Annotated in this window: 18 protein-coding genes; 10 read left to right on the top strand and 8 right to left on the bottom strand. The window is 40.2% G+C overall.

Annotated features, from left to right (window positions below; translation table 11 throughout):
- Nucleotides 1-72: 72 nt before the first annotated feature.
- On the bottom strand, nucleotides 73-1,830 hold the full coding sequence (gene radD / locus EAE89_RS06515) for a DNA repair helicase RadD (protein ID WP_214085564.1): 1,758 nt from the start codon (nucleotides 1,828-1,830) through the stop codon (nucleotides 73-75).
- Nucleotides 1,831-2,231: 401 nt separating this feature from the next.
- On the opposite strand from radD, the gene rsuA reads away from it, so the two are divergent.
- The 3 genes from rsuA (at nucleotide 2,232) to EAE89_RS06500 (ending at nucleotide 5,443) form a co-directional block, all read left to right on the top strand.
- Nucleotides 2,232-2,939 carry a 16S rRNA pseudouridine(516) synthase RsuA gene (gene rsuA / locus EAE89_RS06510; RefSeq protein WP_149617084.1) on the top strand — a complete coding sequence of 236 codons (708 nt, stop codon included), beginning with the start codon at nucleotides 2,232-2,234 and terminating at the stop codon, nucleotides 2,937-2,939.
- Nucleotides 2,940-2,976: 37 nt separating this feature from the next.
- Entirely contained in the window at nucleotides 2,977-4,164 is a 1,188-nt protein-coding gene (locus tag EAE89_RS06505; protein ID WP_149617085.1) for a Bcr/CflA family multidrug efflux MFS transporter, read from the top strand.
- Between the two features lie 934 nt (nucleotides 4,165-5,098).
- A complete protein-coding gene (locus tag EAE89_RS06500) occupies nucleotides 5,099-5,443 on the top strand; it encodes a YejG family protein (protein ID WP_054480289.1) in 345 nt (114 codons plus the stop codon).
- Nucleotides 5,444-5,509: 66 nt separating this feature from the next.
- Here EAE89_RS06500 and mepS read toward each other — a convergent pair whose 3' ends face one another.
- The 5 genes from mepS to EAE89_RS06475 all read right to left on the bottom strand — a co-directional run bounded on the left by mepS (nucleotide 5,510) and on the right by EAE89_RS06475 (nucleotide 10,782).
- Nucleotides 5,510-6,091 carry a bifunctional murein DD-endopeptidase/murein LD-carboxypeptidase gene (gene mepS, locus EAE89_RS06495; RefSeq protein WP_054480288.1) on the bottom strand — a complete coding sequence of 194 codons (582 nt, stop codon included), beginning with the start codon at nucleotides 6,089-6,091 and terminating at the stop codon, nucleotides 5,510-5,512.
- A 359-nt stretch (nucleotides 6,092-6,450) separates the two neighbouring features.
- Complete coding sequence (locus tag EAE89_RS06490; RefSeq protein ID WP_149617086.1) at nucleotides 6,451-7,155, bottom strand: phosphatase PAP2 family protein; 705 nt, start codon at nucleotides 7,153-7,155, stop codon at nucleotides 6,451-6,453.
- 999 nt (nucleotides 7,156-8,154) lie between these two features.
- On the bottom strand, nucleotides 8,155-8,727 hold the full coding sequence (gene yeiP, locus EAE89_RS06485) for an elongation factor P-like protein YeiP (protein ID WP_054480285.1): 573 nt from the start codon (nucleotides 8,725-8,727) through the stop codon (nucleotides 8,155-8,157).
- A gap of 258 nt (nucleotides 8,728-8,985) precedes the next feature.
- Nucleotides 8,986-10,245: a tryptophan permease gene (gene mtr, locus EAE89_RS06480; protein ID WP_054480284.1), complete on the bottom strand. Its 1,260-nt coding sequence runs from the start codon at nucleotides 10,243-10,245 to the stop codon at nucleotides 8,986-8,988.
- 117 nt (nucleotides 10,246-10,362) lie between these two features.
- Complete coding sequence (locus EAE89_RS06475) at nucleotides 10,363-10,782, bottom strand: nucleotide triphosphate diphosphatase NUDT15 (RefSeq protein ID WP_054480283.1); 420 nt, start codon at nucleotides 10,780-10,782, stop codon at nucleotides 10,363-10,365.
- Between the two features lie 358 nt (nucleotides 10,783-11,140).
- On the opposite strand from EAE89_RS06475, the gene fruK reads away from it, so the two are divergent.
- Nucleotides 11,141-12,079 (top strand): 1-phosphofructokinase, encoded by a 939-nt coding sequence (gene fruK, locus EAE89_RS06470; protein ID WP_214085563.1) that lies wholly within the window; start codon nucleotides 11,141-11,143, stop codon nucleotides 12,077-12,079.
- Nucleotides 12,080-12,098: 19 nt separating this feature from the next.
- On the opposite strand, the gene nfo is transcribed toward fruK, so the two are convergent.
- On the bottom strand, nucleotides 12,099-12,941 hold the full coding sequence (gene nfo / locus EAE89_RS06465) for a deoxyribonuclease IV (protein WP_214085562.1): 843 nt from the start codon (nucleotides 12,939-12,941) through the stop codon (nucleotides 12,099-12,101).
- 108 nt (nucleotides 12,942-13,049) lie between these two features.
- Nucleotides 13,050-14,132, bottom strand: coding sequence for a YeiH family protein (locus EAE89_RS06460; RefSeq protein ID WP_054480280.1), 1,083 nt, complete (start codon nucleotides 14,130-14,132; stop codon nucleotides 13,050-13,052).
- A gap of 189 nt (nucleotides 14,133-14,321) precedes the next feature.
- Here EAE89_RS06460 and yieE point away from each other — a divergent pair, with 189 nt between their 5' ends.
- The 6 genes from yieE (at nucleotide 14,322) to EAE89_RS06430 (ending at nucleotide 22,800) form a co-directional block, all read left to right on the top strand.
- Nucleotides 14,322-15,185, top strand: a complete 864-nt coding sequence (gene yieE / locus EAE89_RS06455) for a DNA-binding transcriptional regulator YeiE (protein ID WP_054480279.1) — start codon at nucleotides 14,322-14,324, stop codon at nucleotides 15,183-15,185.
- Nucleotides 15,186-15,344: 159 nt separating this feature from the next.
- A complete protein-coding gene (locus tag EAE89_RS06450) occupies nucleotides 15,345-16,823 on the top strand; it encodes an amino acid permease (RefSeq protein ID WP_054481098.1) in 1,479 nt (492 codons plus the stop codon).
- Nucleotides 16,824-17,149: 326 nt separating this feature from the next.
- The gene (locus EAE89_RS06445) at nucleotides 17,150-18,283 is read left to right on the top strand and encodes an ABC transporter substrate-binding protein (protein WP_054481099.1); all 1,134 of its coding nucleotides are present in this window, start codon (nucleotides 17,150-17,152) and stop codon (nucleotides 18,281-18,283) included.
- Between the two features lie 24 nt (nucleotides 18,284-18,307).
- Nucleotides 18,308-19,396, top strand: coding sequence for a FecCD family ABC transporter permease (locus EAE89_RS06440; protein ID WP_054481100.1), 1,089 nt, complete (start codon nucleotides 18,308-18,310; stop codon nucleotides 19,394-19,396).
- The gene (locus EAE89_RS06435) at nucleotides 19,393-20,187 is read left to right on the top strand and encodes an ABC transporter ATP-binding protein (RefSeq protein WP_054481101.1); all 795 of its coding nucleotides are present in this window, start codon (nucleotides 19,393-19,395) and stop codon (nucleotides 20,185-20,187) included. Before EAE89_RS06440 ends, EAE89_RS06435 begins: the two co-directional genes overlap by 4 nt.
- A 621-nt stretch (nucleotides 20,188-20,808) precedes the next feature.
- A complete protein-coding gene (locus tag EAE89_RS06430) occupies nucleotides 20,809-22,800 on the top strand; it encodes a ligand-gated channel protein (RefSeq protein ID WP_214085561.1) in 1,992 nt (663 codons plus the stop codon).
- Nucleotides 22,801-23,036 lie beyond the last annotated feature (236 nt).

Below are 23,036 nucleotides of genomic sequence, written 5' to 3'. Positions count from 1 at the left end.
GTAGCGTTAAACGGGCGGCATTCTAGCGAAAAATGGCAGTTACAGCAAATGGAATACGTCCATTTGCACATATTAATACAATTCATCTGCTCGTCGGAAACGTCCTTGATAGTCAAAGATCTTTTCACGGATCTGCCAGAATTGGCCTTTTTTACGGGCAATAACGAAGTCTGGGTGGCGTAATAAAGGTTGTTTCTGAACAACTTCTGAGGCGGTTGTCCAGTTAAAAGGGACAGCCGGAGCACGCTGATGCTGGCGGAGAAATTGGTGCTGAAAGGCTAGTCGTTGGGCAGAGGTTGTAAGCCGAAAACGCTCGGAAACATCGGCACCATCTTCATCGTAATAGATGATTTTCAGCCATTCTCCTTTGCTGTCAGTTCCAGGGATGAGTTGCATACCACCACAACGTAGTACCAGCCCATCTTTGAGTTTTAATGCTGTTTTCAGCATATCATCGGGATCGACCAGCACTTTTTGGCAATTATAACAACGCCGTGCCGCAATATCATTTTCGGCGCCACAATGGGGACACAGTTTAAAGCGAAAACGGAAGTTGCATTGGTGGCGTTTGCCATGTTGATCCGCTTCCCAGCCTTGACAGCGACGTCCAAAATGCTCAATAACTTCACCGTCGGAGGAGCACTTTCCCCAGAACATATTGGCAAAGTTGCAGATAGGGCAGAATACTTGAACTGGCTGGCTTTGTTTATTTGGTTTATGGTTACCGACTTCCGGTGTGTAGAGATCGTGGGGATTTCCTGCGTAATCAAGAATAAGGCAATCTTTTTTACCTGGAAATAACCTCAGACCACGGCCAATAATCTGTTGATACAGGCTGACAGATTCAGTAGGGCGCAGGATTGCGATTAAATCGACATGAGGTGCATCAAACCCGGTGGTTAATACGGCAACGTTAACCATGTAACGCAATTGTTGAGTTTTAAAGGCTTCGATAAACAGATCGCGATCGGCGGTTAATGTATCGGCACTGACTAAGGCAGCTTGGCCGGAAGGGAGTAATTGAAGAATCTCTTTGGCATGTTCGACAGTTGCAGCAAAAAGCATGATTCCTTTACGGTCAACTGAATATTCAATAATTTGTCTGATAATATGAGGTGTGATGCGTTTTTGTCGTTTAATTTCGCGATTTAAATCAGTTTCATTAAAAATACCTTGCTGACTGGAACGGACCTGGCTGAAATCATATTGTATAACAGGCATATCCAGCCGCTGTGGAGGTACTAGAAAACCATGTTTAATCATATAACGCAGGGGCAATTCGTATATGCAATCACGGAAAAAACTATTTTCATCACCACGGATCATACCATGATAGTGATATTGATATATCCAACCAATAGCCAGTCTGTAAGGTGTCGCAGTTAATCCAAGAATACGTAGTTGTGGATTATTTTGCCGAAGGTGATGAATAATTTGCTGGTACTGGCTGTTTTCATCGTCACTGATACGATGGCATTCATCGATTATCAGTAAGGAGAATTGATTATCGAAATGTTCAAGATTACGGGCGACAGATTGCACGCTGCCAAATACGACTTTTCCTGAACTTTGTTTCTGTTGTAATCCGGCGGAAAAAATATCTGCTTGTAACCCATAAGCGCAATATTTGCTGTGGTTCTGTGCAACCAGCTCTTTCACATGAGCCAGTACTAATACTTTCCCTCGGGCTAATTTTGCCAGTTCAGCAATAACCAGGCTTTTACCAGCTCCGGTTGGTAGTACTATGACAGCGGGTTCATGATGGTGCCGGAAATGATTAATAGTGGCATTCACGGCTTCTTGCTGATAGGGACGTAAAGTAAATGTCATATTTGCTCTGTAACAGAAAAACACTCGCAAAAGGGTAACATTTTTCCGATGAGTTTACTGTGAGTAGAAGTGAGGTAAGATAATTCTCTAATTGATTGAAATTATAATCAGTTATACCTGTTGTCTTTCAAGTTGCCTCTTGGTTGGCGGCACTCACTCACCCCGGTCACAGAGTTATCTATGCTCCCGGGGATTCGCCCCCTTGCCGTCGCGATCCATCTTGAAATCCATTGGGTATATAACAAATAGATAATTGTTGTTTATAGTAAACATAGTTATGATTAGCATGAAAAGCTTTTACGTTCACCTCACATCTTCTTTTTTGGTGGCTCTGCGTTGTAGTGCCAAGATAGTAGGGCCATATTCATTTTTGAATTAATTTAATATAGGTGTCTTCATCCATGCGATTGGATAAATTTTTGTCACAACAGCTTGGTATCAGCCGGAATGACGTGGGACGTGAGTTGCGCGCGGGGCGTATTACCGTTGATGATGAGATTATAAAAACCGGAGCTTATAAAATAACGCCAGAACAACAAATCATGTTTGATGGCTCGTTACTAGAACAGCAGCAAGGGCCGCGTTATTTTATGTTGAATAAACCATCAGGGTATATTTGCTCCACGGATGATCCTGTGAACCCGACGGTCCTCTATTTTATTGATGAGCCGGCAGCCCATAAATTACACACTGCTGGCCGGTTGGATATGGATACCACAGGTTTGGTCTTGTTGACTGATGATGGTCAATGGTCTCATCGTATCACTTCCCCCAAACACCATTGTGAAAAAACCTATCTAGTAACACTTGAATATCCAGTTGCAGAAGGGACGGCAGGTAAGTTTCTTACTGGTGTTCAACTTAATGGTGAAAAAACGCTGACAAAACCCGCTCAACTGGAAGTTCTGGCGTCTCAATTGGTACGTTTGACGATCAGTGAAGGACGTTACCATCAGGTAAAACGTATGTTTGCAGCCGTAGGGAACCGGGTGATAGAACTCCATCGTGAACGAATCGGTGAAATTATCTTAGATTCCGCCCTAGAACCTGGGGAATACCGACCGTTAACTGAGCAAGAAATTGCCAGTATTACGGTTCCTAAAGCTTAGTTTTAGTTAATCATTTTAAATTATTGGAGTCATACGCGTGCAACAACAACGCTCATCCTATTTGGGGTTGATTTTGATCCTTGGGCTGCTTTCTATGTTAATGCCTCTTGCTATTGACATGTACTTACCCAGTTTTCCGACCGTTGCCAGGGATTTCGGTGTGGATAGTGGGCAGGTTCAAATGACATTGAGTAGTTATATTCTCGGTTTTGCTATCGGTCAGATAGCATATGGTCCGATGGCTGACAGTTTGGGGCGTAAACCGGTCATTCTGGGTGGGGTTATTGTGTTTGCTCTGGCTTCAGCCGCGTGCGCAATGGCTCAAAATATCGATGATTTTATTTATCTGCGCTTTTTACATGGGTTTTCCGCTGCTGCTGCGAGTGTTGTCATTAATGCTTTGATGCGGGATGTGTTCACGAAAGATGAATTCTCACGTAGCATGTCTTTTGTGGTATTGGTGATGACTATTGCGCCATTAATTGCCCCGATTCTTGGGGGAATGATGATGATTTGGTTCACATGGCATGCTATTTTCTGGAGCATTGCGGTGACTTCTGTTATTGCTGCATTTCTTGTTGCTTTCTTTATAAAAGAGACTTTGCCGAAAGAAAAAAGACAAAAGTTTCATCTTCGCACAACCATAAGTCAGTTTATTATGTTATTCCGCCAGAGTCGTGTGTTTTGCTACATGCTTGCCAGTGGTTTTTCGTTTGCGGGAATGTTTTCTTTTCTCAGTGCAGGGCCATTTGTTTATATTGAGTTAAATGGCGTATCGCCGCAGAACTTTGGTTATTACTTTGCGCTGAATATTGTATTTCTGTTTGTGATGACGATGATAAATAGTCGTTATGTTCGGCGCTTTGGTGCGCTGAAAATGATGTATTTTGGCTTAAGTATACAGTTGATGATGGGGATTTGGCTATTATTGTCTACTGCGCTGAATTTGGGCTTCATGTCTCTGGTAATGGGTGTTGCAGCTTATGTTGGTGGGATTTCTATGATTACATCCAATGCAATGGCGGTGATTTTAGATGATTATCCGCATATGGCAGGAACAGTATCTTCATTGGCGGGTACTATCCGTTTTGGTATTAGTGCCTTAATTGGTTCACTGATTGCTCTGGTACCTGCGTGTAACGCTTGGCCAATGGTTGGTTCTATGGCTTTATGTGTTATTTCAGCTACGTTACTTATTACATATGCAAGAAAATGTTGTAAATAAAAATATAAGGCTGCTTTATGTGCAGCCTTTTCCTTACTGCAAGTTACAGGTACTTTTGACTGTGTTATTTGGCTATGATCTTATGTGAGATTATTGCGGAATAATTTTATTCCAATATGTACATTTGTCTCCACTTATATATTCTTGATTGATGACATGGGGTTTTATTCGATTTTTCGTTAAATTTCCAGTTATATCAATAGGTTGTTCATATTGTGTTATTCGAAAATTTGACATTAGATAATGAGATTGTGTTAGCTGTGTGATATTAAAAGCATTTTTTGCATTACTAAAATTATCATTAAAAAAGATAATGTTATTAGGAGAATTATTGGGCTGGTTCCTTAATACTTGGGGATATTTTGGAATTGAGTGACTGGCTTTCTTATGATTAAACCTGTTCTTATACTTGTTTTTGTTGATTGGGCTAAAGGTTTAATCTCTCAATGTAAGGAAATTCCGAACTATCAGTTTGTGATAATGAGTAAATGTCAACACATTGATAACGATTGTGACTTTTGTGTTGCATTTTTGTTAAATTGAAAATATTGAAGCATGTTATCATCAGGTTGTGATTGGATTTTCCTTATAGAACACATTGTTATCTATTTATTTTTATAGTTCTTGTTCGATTTTTATGTTAACGCATTGAGTTGAAAAAATAAAATATGTAAATAATTATTAAATATGAAGTTGTTTTTTTGCATAAAAATAAGTTGAGTTTTCTTCAAAAAAAGTATAAATATATGCAAAATGCGAGACTGATCGCACTTTTTCTAAGGTGAAGTTTGAATTTAATGTAATAATATAAACACAAATTTAACTTTTTGTTTACCTTTCGGGGGAGTTATTCGGTTTTGGCGAGTAGAACACCTGAAGATAGTCGCTAACTTTAACTTTAATATATTTATGTTCTTTCAGGTAGGAATGATTCGTGAATAATATTCAGCTTTCGGTGGTACATCGACTACCGCAAAGTTACAAATGGTCACCCGGCTTTGTGGGTATCAAAGTTGAACCACTCCCGGTTGATGAAGTGAATGTAAAAAGTAGCCTGATGGGGTTGAAACTACTCAGCCACGAAGATGCGGCTGCGTGGAATGTTATGCAAAAATTACAGCAATCACTTGCTGATATGCAAATTGAAAGCACAGTGATTGAATGGGAAGGTCAGGCATGCTTGTTTGTTGATAGTGAAGACGAAAGTGCAGTTATGTGCCGTTTGAAGACTCTTGGTGCGGCGATTGCCGAAAAAATGACGGCGCTTTATCCATTCTGACTGTAAAAAGAAGAGAGGCGCTTCCTTTAGTGGAGGCGCTTTTGTATGGCAAGGGAAAAATTGTTTTTAACCGTTAGGCATACTGATGACCCGGCGACCATCATAATAACGCTTACTCCAGTATGCGCTGCTTAATCTAGAAACAATTACACCATTACTGGTAGAGGCATGAACAAATTGGTCATTGCCAACATAGATGCCAATATGCCTTGTACGCGCGCCAGTCTTAAACAGGACCAAATCACCAGGACGTAATTTTGAGCGGTCGATTTTTTTACCAATGTTTTGCTGTTCAGAAGTTGAACGTGGCAACTCCATACCAAACTGGTCACGGAAAGTACGTTGAACAAAGGCAGAGCAATCTATACCGCGTTTAGTATTGCCACCAAGCCGATAGGCAACACCTTTCCAGCCATTGTATTGACTAAGAATTTTAGATTTTATATCCAGATTGCGAACCAATGCCTCGAATTCATCCTGAGACGCTTGCAGTAAGAAACCGTTCTTACCATTTACTGCATGCGTGTCAGTTTGTGCATTGCGAAACTTTGAAGAATCTGGTGAGCTGCACGCGGATAAAGTTATTGCCACGAACAGCGCGGGTATCAGCCGCTTAATGTATCTCAGTGCCGGTTGAGATTTGACCATTATTTTTGTTTTCCCTTGCTATCCTTACCTTAATTGGTCGCTATTATTGAAAAATATCAAACGCTTCGAAGCCTGGTGTTAGAAAAAACAATAAGTAAACAATGCGCTTAGTGTAAAAACGCGCTGGATGCCACGTTTTATAACGATATTCACAATAAATGTCATTCAAACCGAGATTACAGAAACAATCAGGAAAAGGCGAGTATTTAGTAGCATAATTTACAAAAAATTAGATTACTGAGTACGAGAGAATAGGAATGTTGTTATTTTATGTTATTTATGTGGATCTTGTGAGCGATTGGGAAGGTCGAATACCTTCCCAATATTATTCAGTAAAAAGGAGCTTAATGAGAAAGGTTTTAAACCGGGCGGCCAATTTGTGGTAGATGTTTATCCAGCCAGTCAACCATTATGTCACTCAATGGTGTTAATAATAACCAACTTGTTCCAATCAGGACCAGAGATAAAGAACCGACTGCAATATCAGTAAACCAATGAGCTCCCGCCATAATACGGGGTAGCGCAAATATGACTACGATCAGTAATGCAATGGAGAACGCTTTACCTGAGATATAGCGCAGAATAAAACAGCTAAAGATCAGTAGCATTAATCCATGATCGCCTGGAAAACTATTGCCAGATGCATCTTTTGTCACTAGCTTGGTCATTTCGCTAATACGATTGATATGATCAAATGTTAATGTTGGGCTTGGGCGAATGACAGGGAGTTGATGACCGATTTGATTAAGCGTAATTGCGCTTATTAGCATAGCTAAGCCAATCATGAATAACCTGCGCTTTCCGTGGTAATTCTGCTTACGGAATGCACTGTAATAAAGCAATCCCATACAGAAAAGCGAGATTACATCAAACGCTCTGATATTCACAAATGCTACAAATTCTGTGAATTTTGAACCAGGAATTAATTTTTCGTTAAAGAAGTAAAAGATTGCGGAATCAATGTTGAACCAAAAACCATGGTGTTCTGGCAAATACCAGGAGAGAAATAAAGCGATCCCCAACAGGTTCAGTGTAAATATGGCAAACGGGTGACTGCGTGTCATGGGATACCTATTTGTTAAAAGTAAAATTCAGTGATAACTAAGCTCACAATATGTAGGTTAATATAACAAATATTGGGTAATAATGTCATGAATCTAGTTCTTATCTTAAGTTAGTCTGATGATTTTTTTATCTATTTTTGTGCTTTTTTCTTTCTGTTTACCATTTTCACTTACTTGTTTTGATAAGTTTTCCAGTCCAATTCTATAGGTTCTTATCGAGTTGTATCAGATGATATTTTAAATTATATATTTTTAATTTATTGAAAATTAGTCCTGAAAATTCACATATCGAAAGATATAAATATTTTAATCAGCGTTAAAAGCTAAAAATCATAAATAAACACCGAAAATAGCCGTTACCAATGACATGGCCTCATAAATTTTTCCGATTTCCAGATTGATTTTGCTTTTGGAAATAGAAGCAAATAATGCTGTCTTAATGGCGAGGGTTTTATGCCTATGTTCCGGGTTATGATTGGTTGTTTTTTTCTGATGATTCCTGGCCTTGTCAGTAGTGGGTCAGATGTAATATCAAGCTCAGGGGTTATTCGCTTCTCAGGTGCAATTGTTGAATCACCGTGTCGTTTTGATTGGCATGATAACTGGGCTGATACCACTTGTTGGCGGAAGGGGCATAAAATTACTCAGCGACGAAAACTTGATCTCCAACGTGATGCTTATTTTTATTTACCCCACCAAATTGGTATAACCGAAATTAAGTGGGTAAAAGGAAAAGAAAAAGTTGGAGTTGTTACAATTTTCTATAATTGATGTTATGAAAAATTTTAAATGTTATTTCTTCAATATTTAATTGAAGAAGAGTGGAGATTTTATCTGTCATTGTGCAAATGAATTAGTGACAAATTTATATTGTATATTATTTGAGAATTGAAATTATGCTCAAATGCTTAGAGAAAACAGGCAACTGATTTAATTGATGAAATGGCAAAAGTAAGTTACCCTGTTTTATATAGGGTAACTCAGAATTAGCTAATGTCGTTAATCGCAACGTCCCATATAGCGACGTTCTGCAATATGAATACGTATTTTTTCTCCACTACTGATATATTCAGGTACTTGCACGGTGAGCCCGGTACTCATTTTAGCCGGTTTTGTCCGCGCACTTGCTGAAGCGCCTTTAATTCCAGGAGCCGTTTCTTCAATAATCATATCGACAGTTTGGGGAAGTTCAAGGGCAATAACTTGTCCTTCTATTGTCAGAACTTGCATGCCGGGCAGACCACCTTCAGGAATAAATAACAACTCTTCTTCGATTTGTTCCTTTTTAAAATGGTAAGGTGTGAAATCTTCATCATCCATGAAAACATATTCATCGCCATCAATATAGGAAAAATTAACGCTACGACGAGTTAGGCTGATTGTATCAAGGATATCATCGCCCTTGAAACGTTCTTCCACTTTTTGACCGGTGCGGATATCCGTAAATCGCATTTTATATAATGTACTGGCCCCCCGGGCGCTTGGTGCTTGAATATCAATATCTTTGACCAGCAGTAATTTACTATTATAACTGACGGCACTACCGCGTTTAATTTCGTTGGCTTTAGCCATATGTAACCTTCCATAAAACTGCGAGAGAATAATCGGCGACAAAATTACTCGTAGTCAAGGCATTAGGCAAGTGGGGGATTAAAAAACCCCAGTGTTTTTTACATTGGGGTTTGTAGTAAGAATGATTTATACCCTTCATCCTTCAAGTTGCTGCTTTGTTGGCTGCACTCACTTACCCCGGTTACACCGTTATCTATGCTCCTGGGGATGCGTTCTCTTGCCGTCGCGATCCATCTTGAAATCCATTGGGTATATATATCAACGATACACAGGTAATAAATCAAGAGAGGCCAAAATATGAGCTATAGCATTTATCAAACCAAACAAAATGACGAACCCAATCAGGAAGTTCCCTCCTGGTGCTCGGTAACTGGCTACAGGGAAACGTTGGCGACTGGCTCGTGCCATAAGGGCCGGAATAATAACTGCCCAGATGGTTGCGGCCAATCCGGCAAAACCAATAGCATAGAGAAAACCATTCGGGAATGGCAAAGCTAAGGCTGTAGGTGGAACAAATGTGACTAATGCAGATTTTAACCGGCCAGTGTTGTTATCTTTGAAGTTGAAGAGATCGGCCATGTAATCAAATAACCCTAAAGAGACACCAAGAAATGAACTAGCCAAGGCCATATAAGAAAATGCAGTAAGAAACTGGGTGACTGTTGTGCTGTTTATTGTATGATCCATTTGTTTCAGTAAATCGCCGATATTCCCACCATCAGCAATAATCTGTTTGAATGTTTCTCGGGGAATATTTCCTTGAATGACATATTGCCACAGGATATAAATAACTAACGCAATTAACGCACCAAATAACAGACTGCGAATAACGGCTTTGATATCTTTATTATAATATTTTACTAAACTTGGGATGTTACCGTGATATCCGAATGAGATAAGTAAGTAGGGCAGAGCAGCTAAAGCGTAAGGCATATATCTTTCTGCCGTATCGTTTGGTATGGCATTGCCTTGATTGAATAGGATTACAGATTTAACTTCTGTAAACATACCACCAATGGACATAAAAAAGGTAATAACCATACCACCGATTAAAATTGTGCTCAGACGATCGACAGCTTTAGTTGATAACCAGACAATAAACGCGACGATAAAGGCAAAAATCAAGCCCGCATTCGCCTGTGATATTGGAACAATATTTTTAAAATTGAGGGCAATGATTGAGCCGCCTGCTGAAATGTAGGCGTAGGTCAGTGTATAGAGAACGAATGTAATAGAGATACCGTTTATTGTATTCCATTTTTTGCCGAGTAAGTCTTTAGCAATAGTATGAAAACTCGCCCCTGGTGGGTAGTTCAGGTTGGCTTCCAGAATCATTAAGCTGGAAAAATACATACACGTCCATGTGTAAACCAGTAGAATAATTGAGCCAGTAAACCAAACACCGGAAGTCACCACGGGAATGGAGAACATCCCGGCCCCAACCGTGGTTCCGGCAATTATCATGGTACCACCGAGTATGGAAGGGCGCTTTAAACTCTGAGCTGTCTCAATGGACATATTAACTCCTGCTGGGTATAGTGTCTTTGTACTAGCTTAAAGATACATTTTTGAGTATAGAGTGTAAATAGACGTCATAAAGTATTATTTGAAATTAAACTAATAATATAGGTTAGTTCATTCAATAAGGTAAAATTTATTCTCTTGCCACATTTTTATTGCATTCCAGCTGGCTTCAAAATGAGGTTCAGGAAGATTATCAGGATCGCACCACATAAGTTGTTCGCATTTTTCTGGTTCCATTAATTTTGGTTCTCCACCTGGGTGTTTCGCGAGCAAACACACTGAAATAGTATGTTTCCCTTCTTGTTGATAAGTCTGAAGATTATTACAAATGCCGTAGACTTTTGGTGATTGTATTGTTAGACCTGTTTCTTCTTTAATTTCACGGATTGCACATTGTTCAAAAGTTTCTCCGGCATCAATATGACCACCAAAGATTGACCAGTATGGAGCATGCTTACTGTTGCGTTTTCCAAGTAGTACTTGACCATGCTCATTTACAATAACAACGCCAACACCCACAATTACGGACATTTAATATATTCCTTCATTTAAGTTTCAATAAGTTAAGATCTCTTTTTAAGAAAAAAGAGTTTAGATATTATTCTGACTTGCAAATCAGTTTAAGACAATGAGAAAGAAAATATGGAATTTAACTGAAACGATTCAATTTTAGTGGTATAAAGTGATATATACCGAATAGATTTCAATATGCATCGGGACGGCCAGGGAGCAAATCCCCGGGAGCATAGATAACTATGTCATAGATAACACTGTGACCGGGGTGAGAGAGTGCAGCCAACCAAGAGGCAACTTGAAAGATAACAGGTATAAATAGAACTGAAAATTCAATAGTCATAATAATTATCTACTAAAGGAGACACTGGGCAAAATGAGCCGTAGAGTTGCCACTATTACCTTAAACCCTGCTTATGATTTGGTTGGATTGTGCTCGGAAATTGCCAAAGGGACTATTAATCGTGTGCAAACAGTCGGATTACATGCTGCTGGTAAAGGCAATAATGTTGCTAAGGTTTTGCGTGATTTGGGTATTGACGTTACTGTCAGTGGTTTTCTGGGTAAGGAAAATCAGGAAGGATTTCAGCAATTTTTCAGTGAAAACGGTATGACGAATCGTTTCCATTTAGTACCGGGTAGAACACGAATTAATGTCAAATTGACAGAAAGAAATAGTGAAGTGACGGATTTCAATTTCTCTGGTTTTTGTGTCAGCGAAGGAGAATGGTTTGAATTTTTTAATGATTCACTTTCATGGCTTGGACAATTTGATATGGTTGTTGTGAGTGGTAGCTTACCTACGGGGGTTTCTGCTGAGTCTTTTACAGACTGGATGGCTCGTTTATGTCAGATTTGTCCTTGCATTATTTTTGACAGCAGCCGTGAGGCATTGGTGGCGGGATTACAAGCCACTCCTTGGTTAGTTAAACCGAATCTTTATGAGCTTGAGATATGGGCTGGCCGCCAGTTGCCTGATTTGTCTGATGTTATCATTGCTGCACATCAACTCAGGGATCAGGGAATTGCTCATGTGGTTATATCCTTGGGGGAGCAGGGCGCATTGTGGGTTAATGCATTTGGAGCATGGCTGGCAAAACCACCGCATTGTAAAGTTGTCAGCACTGTTGGCGCGGGTGATTCAATGGTCGGTGGTCTGGTTTATGGTTTGCTGATGCGGGAATCCAGTGAGCACACATTGCGATTGGCGACGGCTGTATCTGCGCTGGCCGTCAGCCAGCCTAATGTGGGGATAAGCAATCGCCTTGAATTAGCCGCAATGATGGCTAGAATTGAGCTGACATCAGTTAAATGATGTTTAATTTAATGAATAGTTAATTTTGTTGTGATTTCAACCAGGCAATTTCTTGCAGCCAAATATCTGGGTTAATCGTTTCAAGGATCAGAGGAATTTTCGTAAAACGGGCATCTTTCATAATGTAACTGAAAGGTGTTTTACCAATATTACCTTCTCCAAGGCTATGATGTCGGTCAACACGGCTGGCAAATTCACTTTTGGCATCATTTAAATGCATTCCACGCAGATACTGAAAGCCAACAATTTTTTCAAATTCCTGAAAAGTCTGTTTACAAGCATGCTCTGTACGTAAATCGTAGCCAGCGGCAAAGGCGTGACAAGTATCAATACAGACACCAACTCTGCTTTTGTCTTCAACTCCGTCAATAATTGCGGCCAGATGTTCAAATTTGAAACCTAGGTTTGTCCCTTGACCTGCTGTATTTTCGATAACTGCAGTAACTCTTTGGGTTTTATTGAGAGCGATATTGATAGATTCTGCAATTCGCGCCAGACACTTATCCACATCTATTTTATTAAGATGACTGCCTGGGTGAAAATTCAGTAGATCAATACCTAGTTGTTCACAACGTTGCATTTCATCAATGAACGCTAGCCGGGATTTCCCCAATGCATCAGTTTCTGGGTGGCCCAGATTAATCAGATAACTATCGTGAGGAAGAATTTGCTGGCTGCCATACCCATAGCGTTCACAATTTTCTTTAAATTTATCGATGATATCAGTGGTCAACGGTGATGCATTCCATTGTCGCTGATTTTTTGTGAACAGAGCAAAGGCGGTAGCTTTTAATTCGTGTGCTCGAATAACGGCCTGATCGACTCCACCTGCCGCGCTGACATGTGCCCCAACAAATTTCATATTCTTCTCCTTCCTAATTATCCTATTATGACATTGTTCAGGTGGTCAATGAACCTTAAGAACAGATAAAGTTATATGTTGATAGGTTCCTCTGAACGAATATTCTGATTAGCCAAGCATATGTTGGATGCCTAGATTTATCAGAAATCCACCGCCCATCAGCCATACAAACAAAATCAGAGCTAACAAGATAGGTTTAAATCCAGCTTGACGGATAGCACTGACATGAGTAGTTAAACCTAATGCAACCATGGCCATAGCGAGCATAATTGTATCGATGTTGATCAAATAATTAACTATTACTGTAGGTAATAAATTAAAAGAGTTAAAACCGGCTATTGCAATAAAGATCACAGCAAACCAAGGGATGGTAATTCGGGTTCTTTCTTGACTGTTTTTGCTATTTTTAGTAGGGGCACTGTTGATATAACTGGATAATAACAACAGAAATGGCGCCAACATCATAACTCTAATCATCTTACTGATAACGGCGGCATTCTCTGTTTGATCGCTAATAGCGTGTCCAACAGCAACAACCTGAGCAACTTCATGAATGGTGGAGCCAGTAAAGATACCGAAGGCTTCCTGCGTGAATGAGAACCATTGATAATGTTCGTTGAGTTGATAAAACCATGGATAAATGAAAATAGCGATAGTGCCAAAGATGACAACGGTTGATACAGCAACAGCAACTTTACTGGCGGGAGCATTTACCACAGGCTCTGTTGCCATAATAGCCGCTGCACCGCAGATACTGCTACCGGCACCAATTAATATTGAGGTTTGTTGGTCTAATCCAAAGAGTGATCTGCCTAGCCAGATTGTAATAAAGAAAGTTGAAGACAACATAATTGCGTCAGTTAAAAGACCAGTAGCACCTACGTCAGCAATTTGCTGAAATGTCAGACGGAATCCATAAAGAATAATGCCTGCTCGTAGGAGATAATGTTTGGAAAAATGAATACCTTCATCACAATAAGGTTTAAGTAAAGGATAAACGGTGTTACCGATAATAATTCCTGCCAGAATCGCCAGTGTCAGTGCTCCCAGCCCCATATTAATAAACCATGGAATATTTCCAGCATAGATTGAAATTGCGGTAAGTATTGCCGCCACTATTAGCCCAGGTATTAATTTCATTCCGGGAATAGATTTTTGTTTACTAAGTTCTTCAGCTTGAATGTTAGACATAGATATTGTTCACTTTGCTTATATATTTTAAACATAAGTATATAGCAGACAGTCTTATCATTAAAATTGATAAAATTTTTATATATAATCTAAAAAACTGGTAATTAAGAGAGGATTTTTGTTAAGTTGTTTATTTCTGTATAAAATTAAAACAATCTATTTGGCTGATATTATATTTTGTGAGGCAATATGCATATTACACTGAGACAATTGGAAGTTTTCACTGAGGTATTGAAAAGCGGTTCAACGACACAAGCCTCTCTGCAATTATCGCTTTCTCAATCTGCGGTGAGTGCTTCACTAACGGATCTGGAAAGCCAGCTTGGCGTGCAGCTTTTTGACAGGGTAGGAAAACGACTGGTAACTAATGAGCACGGGCGTTTACTTTATCCCAAGGCTTTGGCATTACTGGAACAGGCAGGGGAAATTCAGCAGTTATTTAAACAAGAGCTGGGTGCATTACGTATTGCTGCCAGTAGTACCATTGGTAATTATATGTTGCCGGAAATGCTGGCAAATTATCGTCGGGATTTTCCTGATACACCCTTGGAGTTAAACATCAGTAATACTCAGGATGTCATCAATTCTGTGCTGGAATTCCGAGTTGACCTTGGTCTGATAGAGGGTTCTTGTCACAGCCCTGAATTGATAACTCAACTCTGGATGGAGGATGAGTTGGTTATTTTCTCTGCTCCTGAAAACCCGTTAGCTAAACAGGTGCTGAAATTGGATGATTTAGCTAACGCATCGTGGATATTAAGAGAAAGGGGATCGGGTACCAGAGAGGTATTGGATCATCTGTTATTTGCCCGTTTACCTGGGTTCAAGATTTTGATGGAATTGGGGAATTCTGAAGCGATAAAACATGCTGTTAAATTTGGCATGGGAATTAGTTGTTTATCCAGACGAGTCGTTGCAGAACAATTGGAAAATCGCACTTTGCTAGAATTGAAGGTGCCAGAATTGAAGCTTTTTAGGATGTTGTACCTGATTTGTCATCGGCAAAAGCATATGTCTAATGCACTGCAAAAACTGCTGAGTTATTGCCAGTGAATTTTATTTTTTATTTAAACGTTAGTTAAGAATTAGTTATATTACTTATAATTTTTTCTGAATTATGAAGGTATCTTATAATTGTGCTTCCTTGCTATTTTGATAGCGAGGATTTGCTACAATCCGCCATCAGGTTTATTCTCAGATAACAGGAACATAATGTCTCAACAACAAAGTATTCCCCGGAAGCCAATAGCGCAACATTTACGCCGTGAATTAAAAGCGCGGCATTTGGCAATGATTGCTATTGGTGGATCAATAGGCACGGGGCTATTCGTGGCTTCAGGTGTGACGGTTTCACAGGTCGGGCCAGGTGGAGCATTACTTTCCTATGCGTTGATTGGCCTGATGATCTACTTCCTGATGACCAGTCTGGGAGAGCTGGCTGCTTATATGCCTGTTTCTGGTTCTTTTTCAACTTATGGCTCCAAATATGTTGAAGAAGGATTTGGTTTCGCCCTTGGTTGGAATTATTGGTACAACTGGGCGGTGGCTATCGCGGTGGATTTGGTGGCTGCTCAGTTGGTTATGGGTTATTGGTTGCCGGATGTGCCAGGTTGGGTTTGGAGTGCGTTGTTTCTTACATTGGTTTTTTTACTGAATTTTATTTCAGTGAAAGGTTTTGGTGAAGCTGAATACTGGTTTTCTTTGATTAAAGTTACCACGATTATTGTCTTTATTGTGGTCGGAATATTGATGATAACCGGTATTATGAAAGGTACAGAAGGTGCTGGATGGCATAATTGGACTATTGGTGATGCCCCTTTTGCCGGTGGTTTCTCTGCTATGATTGGTGTAGCAATGATAGTTGGATTTTCTTTCCAGGGAGTCGAACTTATTGGCATTACGGCGGGTGAGTCCAAAGATCCCGCGAAGAATGTTCCTCGTGCAGTACGTAAAGTATTCTGGCGTATTCTGTTGTTCTATATTTTTGCTATTCTGATTATTAGCCTGATCATTCCTTATACTGATCCAAATTTGCTACGTAATGATGTCGGGGATATTAGCGTTAGTCCGTTTACGTTGGTATTTGAAAATGCCGGTTTATTATCAGCGGCGGCTGTGATGAATGCCGTTATTTTAACGGCGGTATTATCTGCGGGTAATTCAGGAATGTATGCATCTACTCGTATGCTGTTCACATTGGCAAAAGAGGGCAAAGCGCCAAAGATTTTTGGTAAATTATCTCAAGGTGGTGTGCCGCGCAATGCTTTGTATGCAACAACGGTTGTTGCTGCTTTGTGTTTCCTCAGTTCAATGTACGGTAATCAGACAGTGTATCTGTGGTTGTTGAATACCTCTGGGATGACTGGTTTTATTGCATGGTTAGGGATTGCTATCAGTCATTATCGTTTCCGCCGTGGTTATGTAGCTCAGGGATTGGATCTAAATAAGTTACCTTATCGTTCAGGGTTTTTCCCGGTTGGCCCGATCTTTGCGTTTATTCTCTGTCTGACCATTACATTAGGACAGAATTATCAGGCGTTTCTGCAAGACAAAGTTGACTGGTATGGTGTAACCGCAACTTATGTTGGTATTCCATTATTCCTATTGATTTGGTTTGGTTATAAATTAGCAAAGAAAACCCGTTTTATTAAATATAGCGAGATGGAATTTCCTGATATCCCCAATAAATGAATTTGATCACGTTGAATAATAATTAACAGGCTGGTAGGGTCTTTGGAAAGACGTAAACCGGCCTGATTTTGCAGTATTTCAATGCGATTCATGATCAATTTATTATTATCTTAACGTTTTGTTCTATTATGGTTAAATAGCTATTGACAGGAAACCAGCAGAAAACGCTCATTTTTGTAACTAAATAGACGTTTTTTTATTTTTCATGCAGTTGGTCGTATAACTTAGTCATGTTATTTCCAAAATCTCTGTAAATCACATTGATAATTATTCTCGTTTGCTTTATTGTTAGCGCCATTATTATTAATATGAAAGAGGCTAACAAAGTGAAATTTGTATCTCGATCTATTGCAAAGAGTATCAATATCAGCCTGTTGGCGGGTTCGGCAGTAATGGCAAGCTTCGCATCATGGGCTGAAACGGTTACTGATGTAGTTGGCCGTACTGTTGACGTTCCTGAGAATGTAAACCGTATTTTGTTGGGTGAAGGTCGTTTGTTCCACGCTGTCGCTTTACTTGAAGGGGATAAACCACTGGCTCGTATCGCGGGTTGGCAAGGTGATTTTCGCAAACTGGACCCACAATCCTATGCCATCTATAAAGCTAAATTCCCTGAGATTGACAAAGTTCCTTTGATTGGTGATACCAGTGCTGACAGTGTTAGTTCTGAAAAAGTATTAACTCTCAATCCAGATATTGCTATTTTTGGCTTGTCTGGTCATGGTCCGGGTAAGAACAGTGAATTGGTTGCTCAGCTTGAAAAAGCAGGCGTTCCAGTTGTGTTTGTTGACTTCCGCACCGATCCACTAAAAAATACGCTGCCAAGCATTCGTATGCTGGGTAAAGTATTGCACCGTGAAAAAGAAGCAACAGAATATGCTGATTTCTACGAGAAGAATATAAAACTAGTAACGGAAATCACCAATAAGATCCCGGAAGAGAAAAAGCCAGCTGTATTTATTGACCTAAGAGCGGGTGCTTTTGAAGACTGCTGTGCTACTGCCGGTAATGGTAATATGGGTAATTTTATCGATCTGGCGGGTGGTAAAAACATTGCTAAAGATGTGCTACCAGGTGCACTTGGTAATATGAATCTCGAAAAGATTATTGCAACTGATCCTTATATTTACATTGCCAGTGGTGCAAAAGCGTCAGACAGTAATGAACCTGGTGTAAAACTGGGCGCGCAAGCTACACCTGAGCTGGCAAGAGCTAGCCTGAAAAAAATAACTGATCGCAAAGGTATCAGCTCTTTGACTGCGGTTAAAGAGGGTAGAGACTATGCTATTTGGCATAATTATTATAATTCTCCATATAACGTAATAGTCGCGCAGGTATTTGCTAAGTGGTTCTATCCTGAACAATTTGCAGATTTAGATCCACAAAAAACACTGAATGAATTACACAGTAAATTCCTGGCAGTTGAACCATTAGGTGTTTATTGGATCAGTGAGAAGTAATCAGTAAGACAGGTAACAGAAATAATGAGTGTCACTACCGAGCCTATGCCAACGGTGAAACAACAATCAAATAACAGCGGTGTAAAAGCCCATTACCAATATATTTTACGCCGCCGTATCGTGATGATGGTGTCCATCTTCTTGGTTATCGGTGCTTCCGTGGTATTAGATTTTACTATAGGGCCATCAGGTTTATCTTTGCAGTCTCTCTGGCAGACTTTAGTATCACCAGATAGTGTAGATGCGGGTACACGGGTGATTGTTTGGGATATTCGTTTGCCATACGCTCTGATGGCGGTAGTGATTGGCCTGTCTCTTGGGCTGGCTGGCGCTGAAATGCAGACGATTCTGAATAACCCATTGGCAAGCCCTTTCACGTTAGGGGTTTCTCAGGCGGCTGCATTTGGTGCTGCGTTGGCTATCGTGTCAGGTATTGGTATTCCGGGCGTGCCTGACCAGTGGTTTATCTCTGCGAATGCCTTTATTTTTGCTTTGCTGGCAGCGTTGGTGCTGGATGGCGTTACTCGTTGGACACGGGCTGCCACTTCTTCTGGCGTGGTGTTGTTTGGTATTGCGATATACTTTACTTTTGACGCATTGGTTTCCATGATGCAGTTTATCGCAACTGAAGATACCCTTCAGGGGCTGGTACTCTGGACAATGGGTAGCCTTGCCAGAGCAACCTGGATAAAACTGGGTGTTATGTTGCTGGTATTTGCAGTTATTTTTCCGATTTCAATGATGAATGTTTGGAAATTGACAGCGTTGCGTTTGGGTGAAGATCGGGCCATCAGTTTTGGTATTGATGTTCGTCGCCTGCGCTTGGGTACATTATTGCGTATCAGTATTCTTTCCGCCTTAGCAGTTGCATTTGTCGGACCAATTGCCTTTATCGGTTTGATTGCGCCCCATATTGCTCGTATGATATTTGGTGAAGATCACCGCTTCTATTTGCCTGCCAGTGCATTAATTGGTGCATTAGTACTGTCTTTGACGTCGATTGTCTCGAAGAACTTGATCCCAGGTGTCATTATTCCGGTTGGGATTGTTACTGCATTGGTTGGGGTTCCATTCTTCCTTAGTATAATTTTGCGTTACAGGGGGAATGTATGAAGCAAGGGTTAACTATCAGCAATTTTTCTGCTGGCTATCCGAAAAATCCGGTAATTGAAAATCTAAATGTCGCGCCATTGCCTCGCGGGAAAATTACAGTACTGTTGGGACCAAATGGCAGCGGTAAATCAACACTCCTGCGTTCGCTGGCTGGCTTAAATCGCGCCAGTGGGCAGCTCTGGCTTGATGGTCAGGATTTGATGAAAATGAATTTTGCGAAGAGGGCGGAAAATGTGGTTTATTTGCCACAAAGTTTACCTGCTGGCGTTCATTTACATGTGTTGGAATCGATTATTGTTGCTCAACGTGCATCCGGTGGACATCATTCTGAAACCAGTGAAGAAGAAGTGATGTCTTTATTAGGTCAGCTGGGGATTGAACATCTGGCATTATGTTATTTAGATCAATTATCTGGTGGTCAAAAACAGTTAGTCGGATTGGCACAATCGCTAATTCGTAAGCCGACATTATTATTATTAGATGAACCACTTAGTGCATTGGATTTAAATTATCAATATCACGTAATGGAATTGGTTGCACAAGAAACACGCCACCGTAATATTATTACTGTAGTGGTCGTGCATGATATTAATATTGCTTTGCGTCATGGTAATTATACATTAATGTTGCAAAAAGGTAATTTAATTGCCGAAGGAATTCCTGAACAGGTTATTACGCCGGATAGCTTAGCACAGGTTTATGGTGTTAGAGGCAGGATTGAACACTGTTCTCAGGGTGTTCCACAGGTATTAATTGATGGGTTGGTTTCTCGGTTAGAACCTATTCTATAACCTATAGATTTCAAGATGCATCGAGACGGCAAGGGAGAGAATCCCCGGGAGCATAGATAACACTGTGACCGGGGTGAGAGAGTGCAGCCAACAAAGAGGCAACTTGAAAGATAACAGGTATATAACCTTGTTACAGGATTAAATCATGGACATGGATAGTGCATAGAAACGAGAGCGTACATGGTAATAAGTAAGGAATAGGTTTTTCCGCTCGTAATAAAGTACGTTTAAAGGCTGTCGTTTTTGTCTGAATAATACCCATGTCCACTCTTTATTATTACAAAGAGTGGGTGATAAAATAATTGAATAATATAGATTATTTGAATTAATAGAGAATATTGGCTTATATTTTATAGTAATAATATGTAAGAAAGTCGAATAAAACAAAATAATAAAACCATACAGGGATGAGTGTTTTATCCCTGCTATTTGGGCATATGTTAATTATCCATTTTATAAATTAATAAAACATAATTATACCCAATAGATTTTAAGATGCATCGCGACGGCAAGGGAGCGAATCCCCGGGAGCATAGATAACTATGTGACCGGGGTGAGTGAGTGCAGCCAACAAAGAAGCAACTTGAAAGATGCGGGTATATATTTCTTGGAGAATTGGGAATGAGTGTTTTTAATAAAAGAAAAATCGCGTTAGGGGTTATTGCTGCAATTTCATCTGGCTCTGTTTTTGCGGCCAGTGACAATAATGACACCATTGTTGTGACTACAGCATCAGGCTTCCAACAGAAGATTGAAGATGCACCAGCGTCTATTTCTGTGGTGAGCCGTGAACAATTAGAAACCAAGGCTTATCGTGATGTGACTGATGCCCTGAAAGATGTGCCAGGGGTCGTTGTAACGGGAGGTGGTAGCAGCAGTGATATCAGTATTCGTGGTATGGCGCCTAAATACACCATGATTCTGATTGATGGTAAGCGTATTGATACCCGTAATACCCGCCCAAACAGTGACGGCTCTGGTATTGAGCAGGGGTGGTTGCCACCTCTGGCGGCGATCGAGCGGATCGAAGTGGTGCGTGGGCCGATGTCTTCTCTTTATGGTTCTGATGCAATGGGTGGGGTTATCAATGTCATCACTCGTAAGGCGCAAAAAGAGTGGAAAACTAGCTTGCGCGCTGATACTACTTTGACTGAGCGTAAAAATTCGGGTAACAGTTATCAGAGTAGCATTTATACAGCAGGCCCGATAATTGATGGCCTATTGGGATTAAAAGTGCATGGCCTGTATTCTCACCGTAACGAAGATAAATTCATTGGCGGCTTTAAAGAGCAAGAAATGCGTAACGGTTCAGTCATTTTTTCTCTGACACCTGATGATAAAAATACTTTTGATTTCGAAGCGGGTCGTTATGAGCAGGATCGCAATACTACTAGAGGTAAATCGTCTCGTGGTGACTCAGAGAACAGCGATTATAATCGTAACAATTACTCTATCTTGCATAATGGTATTTATGATTTCGGTACCATGACTTCATACATCCAACATGATGATTCACGTAATCCAGGGCGTGACATGAAGTACCAAGATACAGTATTTAACAACCAAACTGTTTTCCGTTTCGATGATCATACTCTGAGTATGGGGGGGCAATATCGCCATGAAAACTTACATGGTGGTGACAATCTATTAGCGTCCGCTAATGGTATGGATAAATTGACTCGCTGGAGTTGGGCTCTATTTGCTGAAGATGAATGGCAAATGACCAATGATTTTGCCCTGACTAGTGGTATCCGTATGGATAAGGACGAGAATTTTGGGAGTCATTGGACACCTCGTCTGTATGGAGTATGGCATGCCGATGAACAATGGACGATTAAAGGTGGTGTATCTACTGGTTACCGTTCTCCTGATTTACGTCATTCCACATCAGATTGGGGGCAAGTTACAGGAGGAAGCCCTAAAACTATTAATGGATTTAGAGAAAAGCCAGGAATTATTGTTGGCGACCCAGACTTAAAACCAGAAAAGAGTTTTGGCCAAGAGATCGGTGTTATTTGGAATAATCAAGAAAACCTTGATGTCGGTTTGACAATATTTAATACAGAATTTAAAGATAAGATCACTGAAATTAGTCGCTGCGCTGATCCAAGTGGTGGGAAAGATAAAAAGTGTAAAATTGATGATAATGTTTATAAATTTATTAATGACCGCATTAACGTAGATAAAGCCAATATACGCGGTGTAGAAGCGACTATAAACTGGGATATCGTTGAAAACTGGTCATTGTCTGCGAACTATACTTATACAGAGTCAGAACAGAAAAGTGGGAAAAACAAAGGAAAACCTTTGAATAAAATGCCTAAACACATGGCGAATGCGACTCTGAACTGGCAAACTTTACCGGAAATGCAAACCTGGACCCGGATAAACTTCCGTGGCAAAACCTCAGATTATTTAGGGCGTGGTGATAGTATGACGGAAGGAGCTCCGTCCTACGCCTTTGTGGATATCGGAGCCAGCTATAATTTAACCAAGGAATTGCGCGTGTTAGGTGGAGTGTACAACGTATTTGATAAACGCGTTACTCAAGAAAATTATGAAGTGCAACTGGATGGCCGTCGCTATAACATCGGTCTTACTTACGACTTCTGATAAATAATTCTTATTAAATGTGTGTTAACCCCCTTGCCTGTTTTTGGCAGGGGGTTTTGTTTTTTGCTTAACCCTAAAAACTGGATAGTAATTCGTTTTGTGTTGTGCTAAAACTTGGCACATGTCAAAAGAATGTATATGACATGGTTAAATTCCATAGCGTAATCAATATGTGTGGTAAAAAATAATGAACTTTTAGTGCGGCGAGTATTGCTATTTTAGGTCTTCAAGTGCAG

Source organism: Photorhabdus heterorhabditis (assembly GCF_018448905.1).
Taxonomy (GTDB): domain Bacteria; phylum Pseudomonadota; class Gammaproteobacteria; order Enterobacterales; family Enterobacteriaceae; genus Photorhabdus; species Photorhabdus heterorhabditis.
The sequence above is the reverse complement of the archived record's forward strand: the minus strand, read 5'-3'. Positions and strand labels throughout refer to the sequence as shown.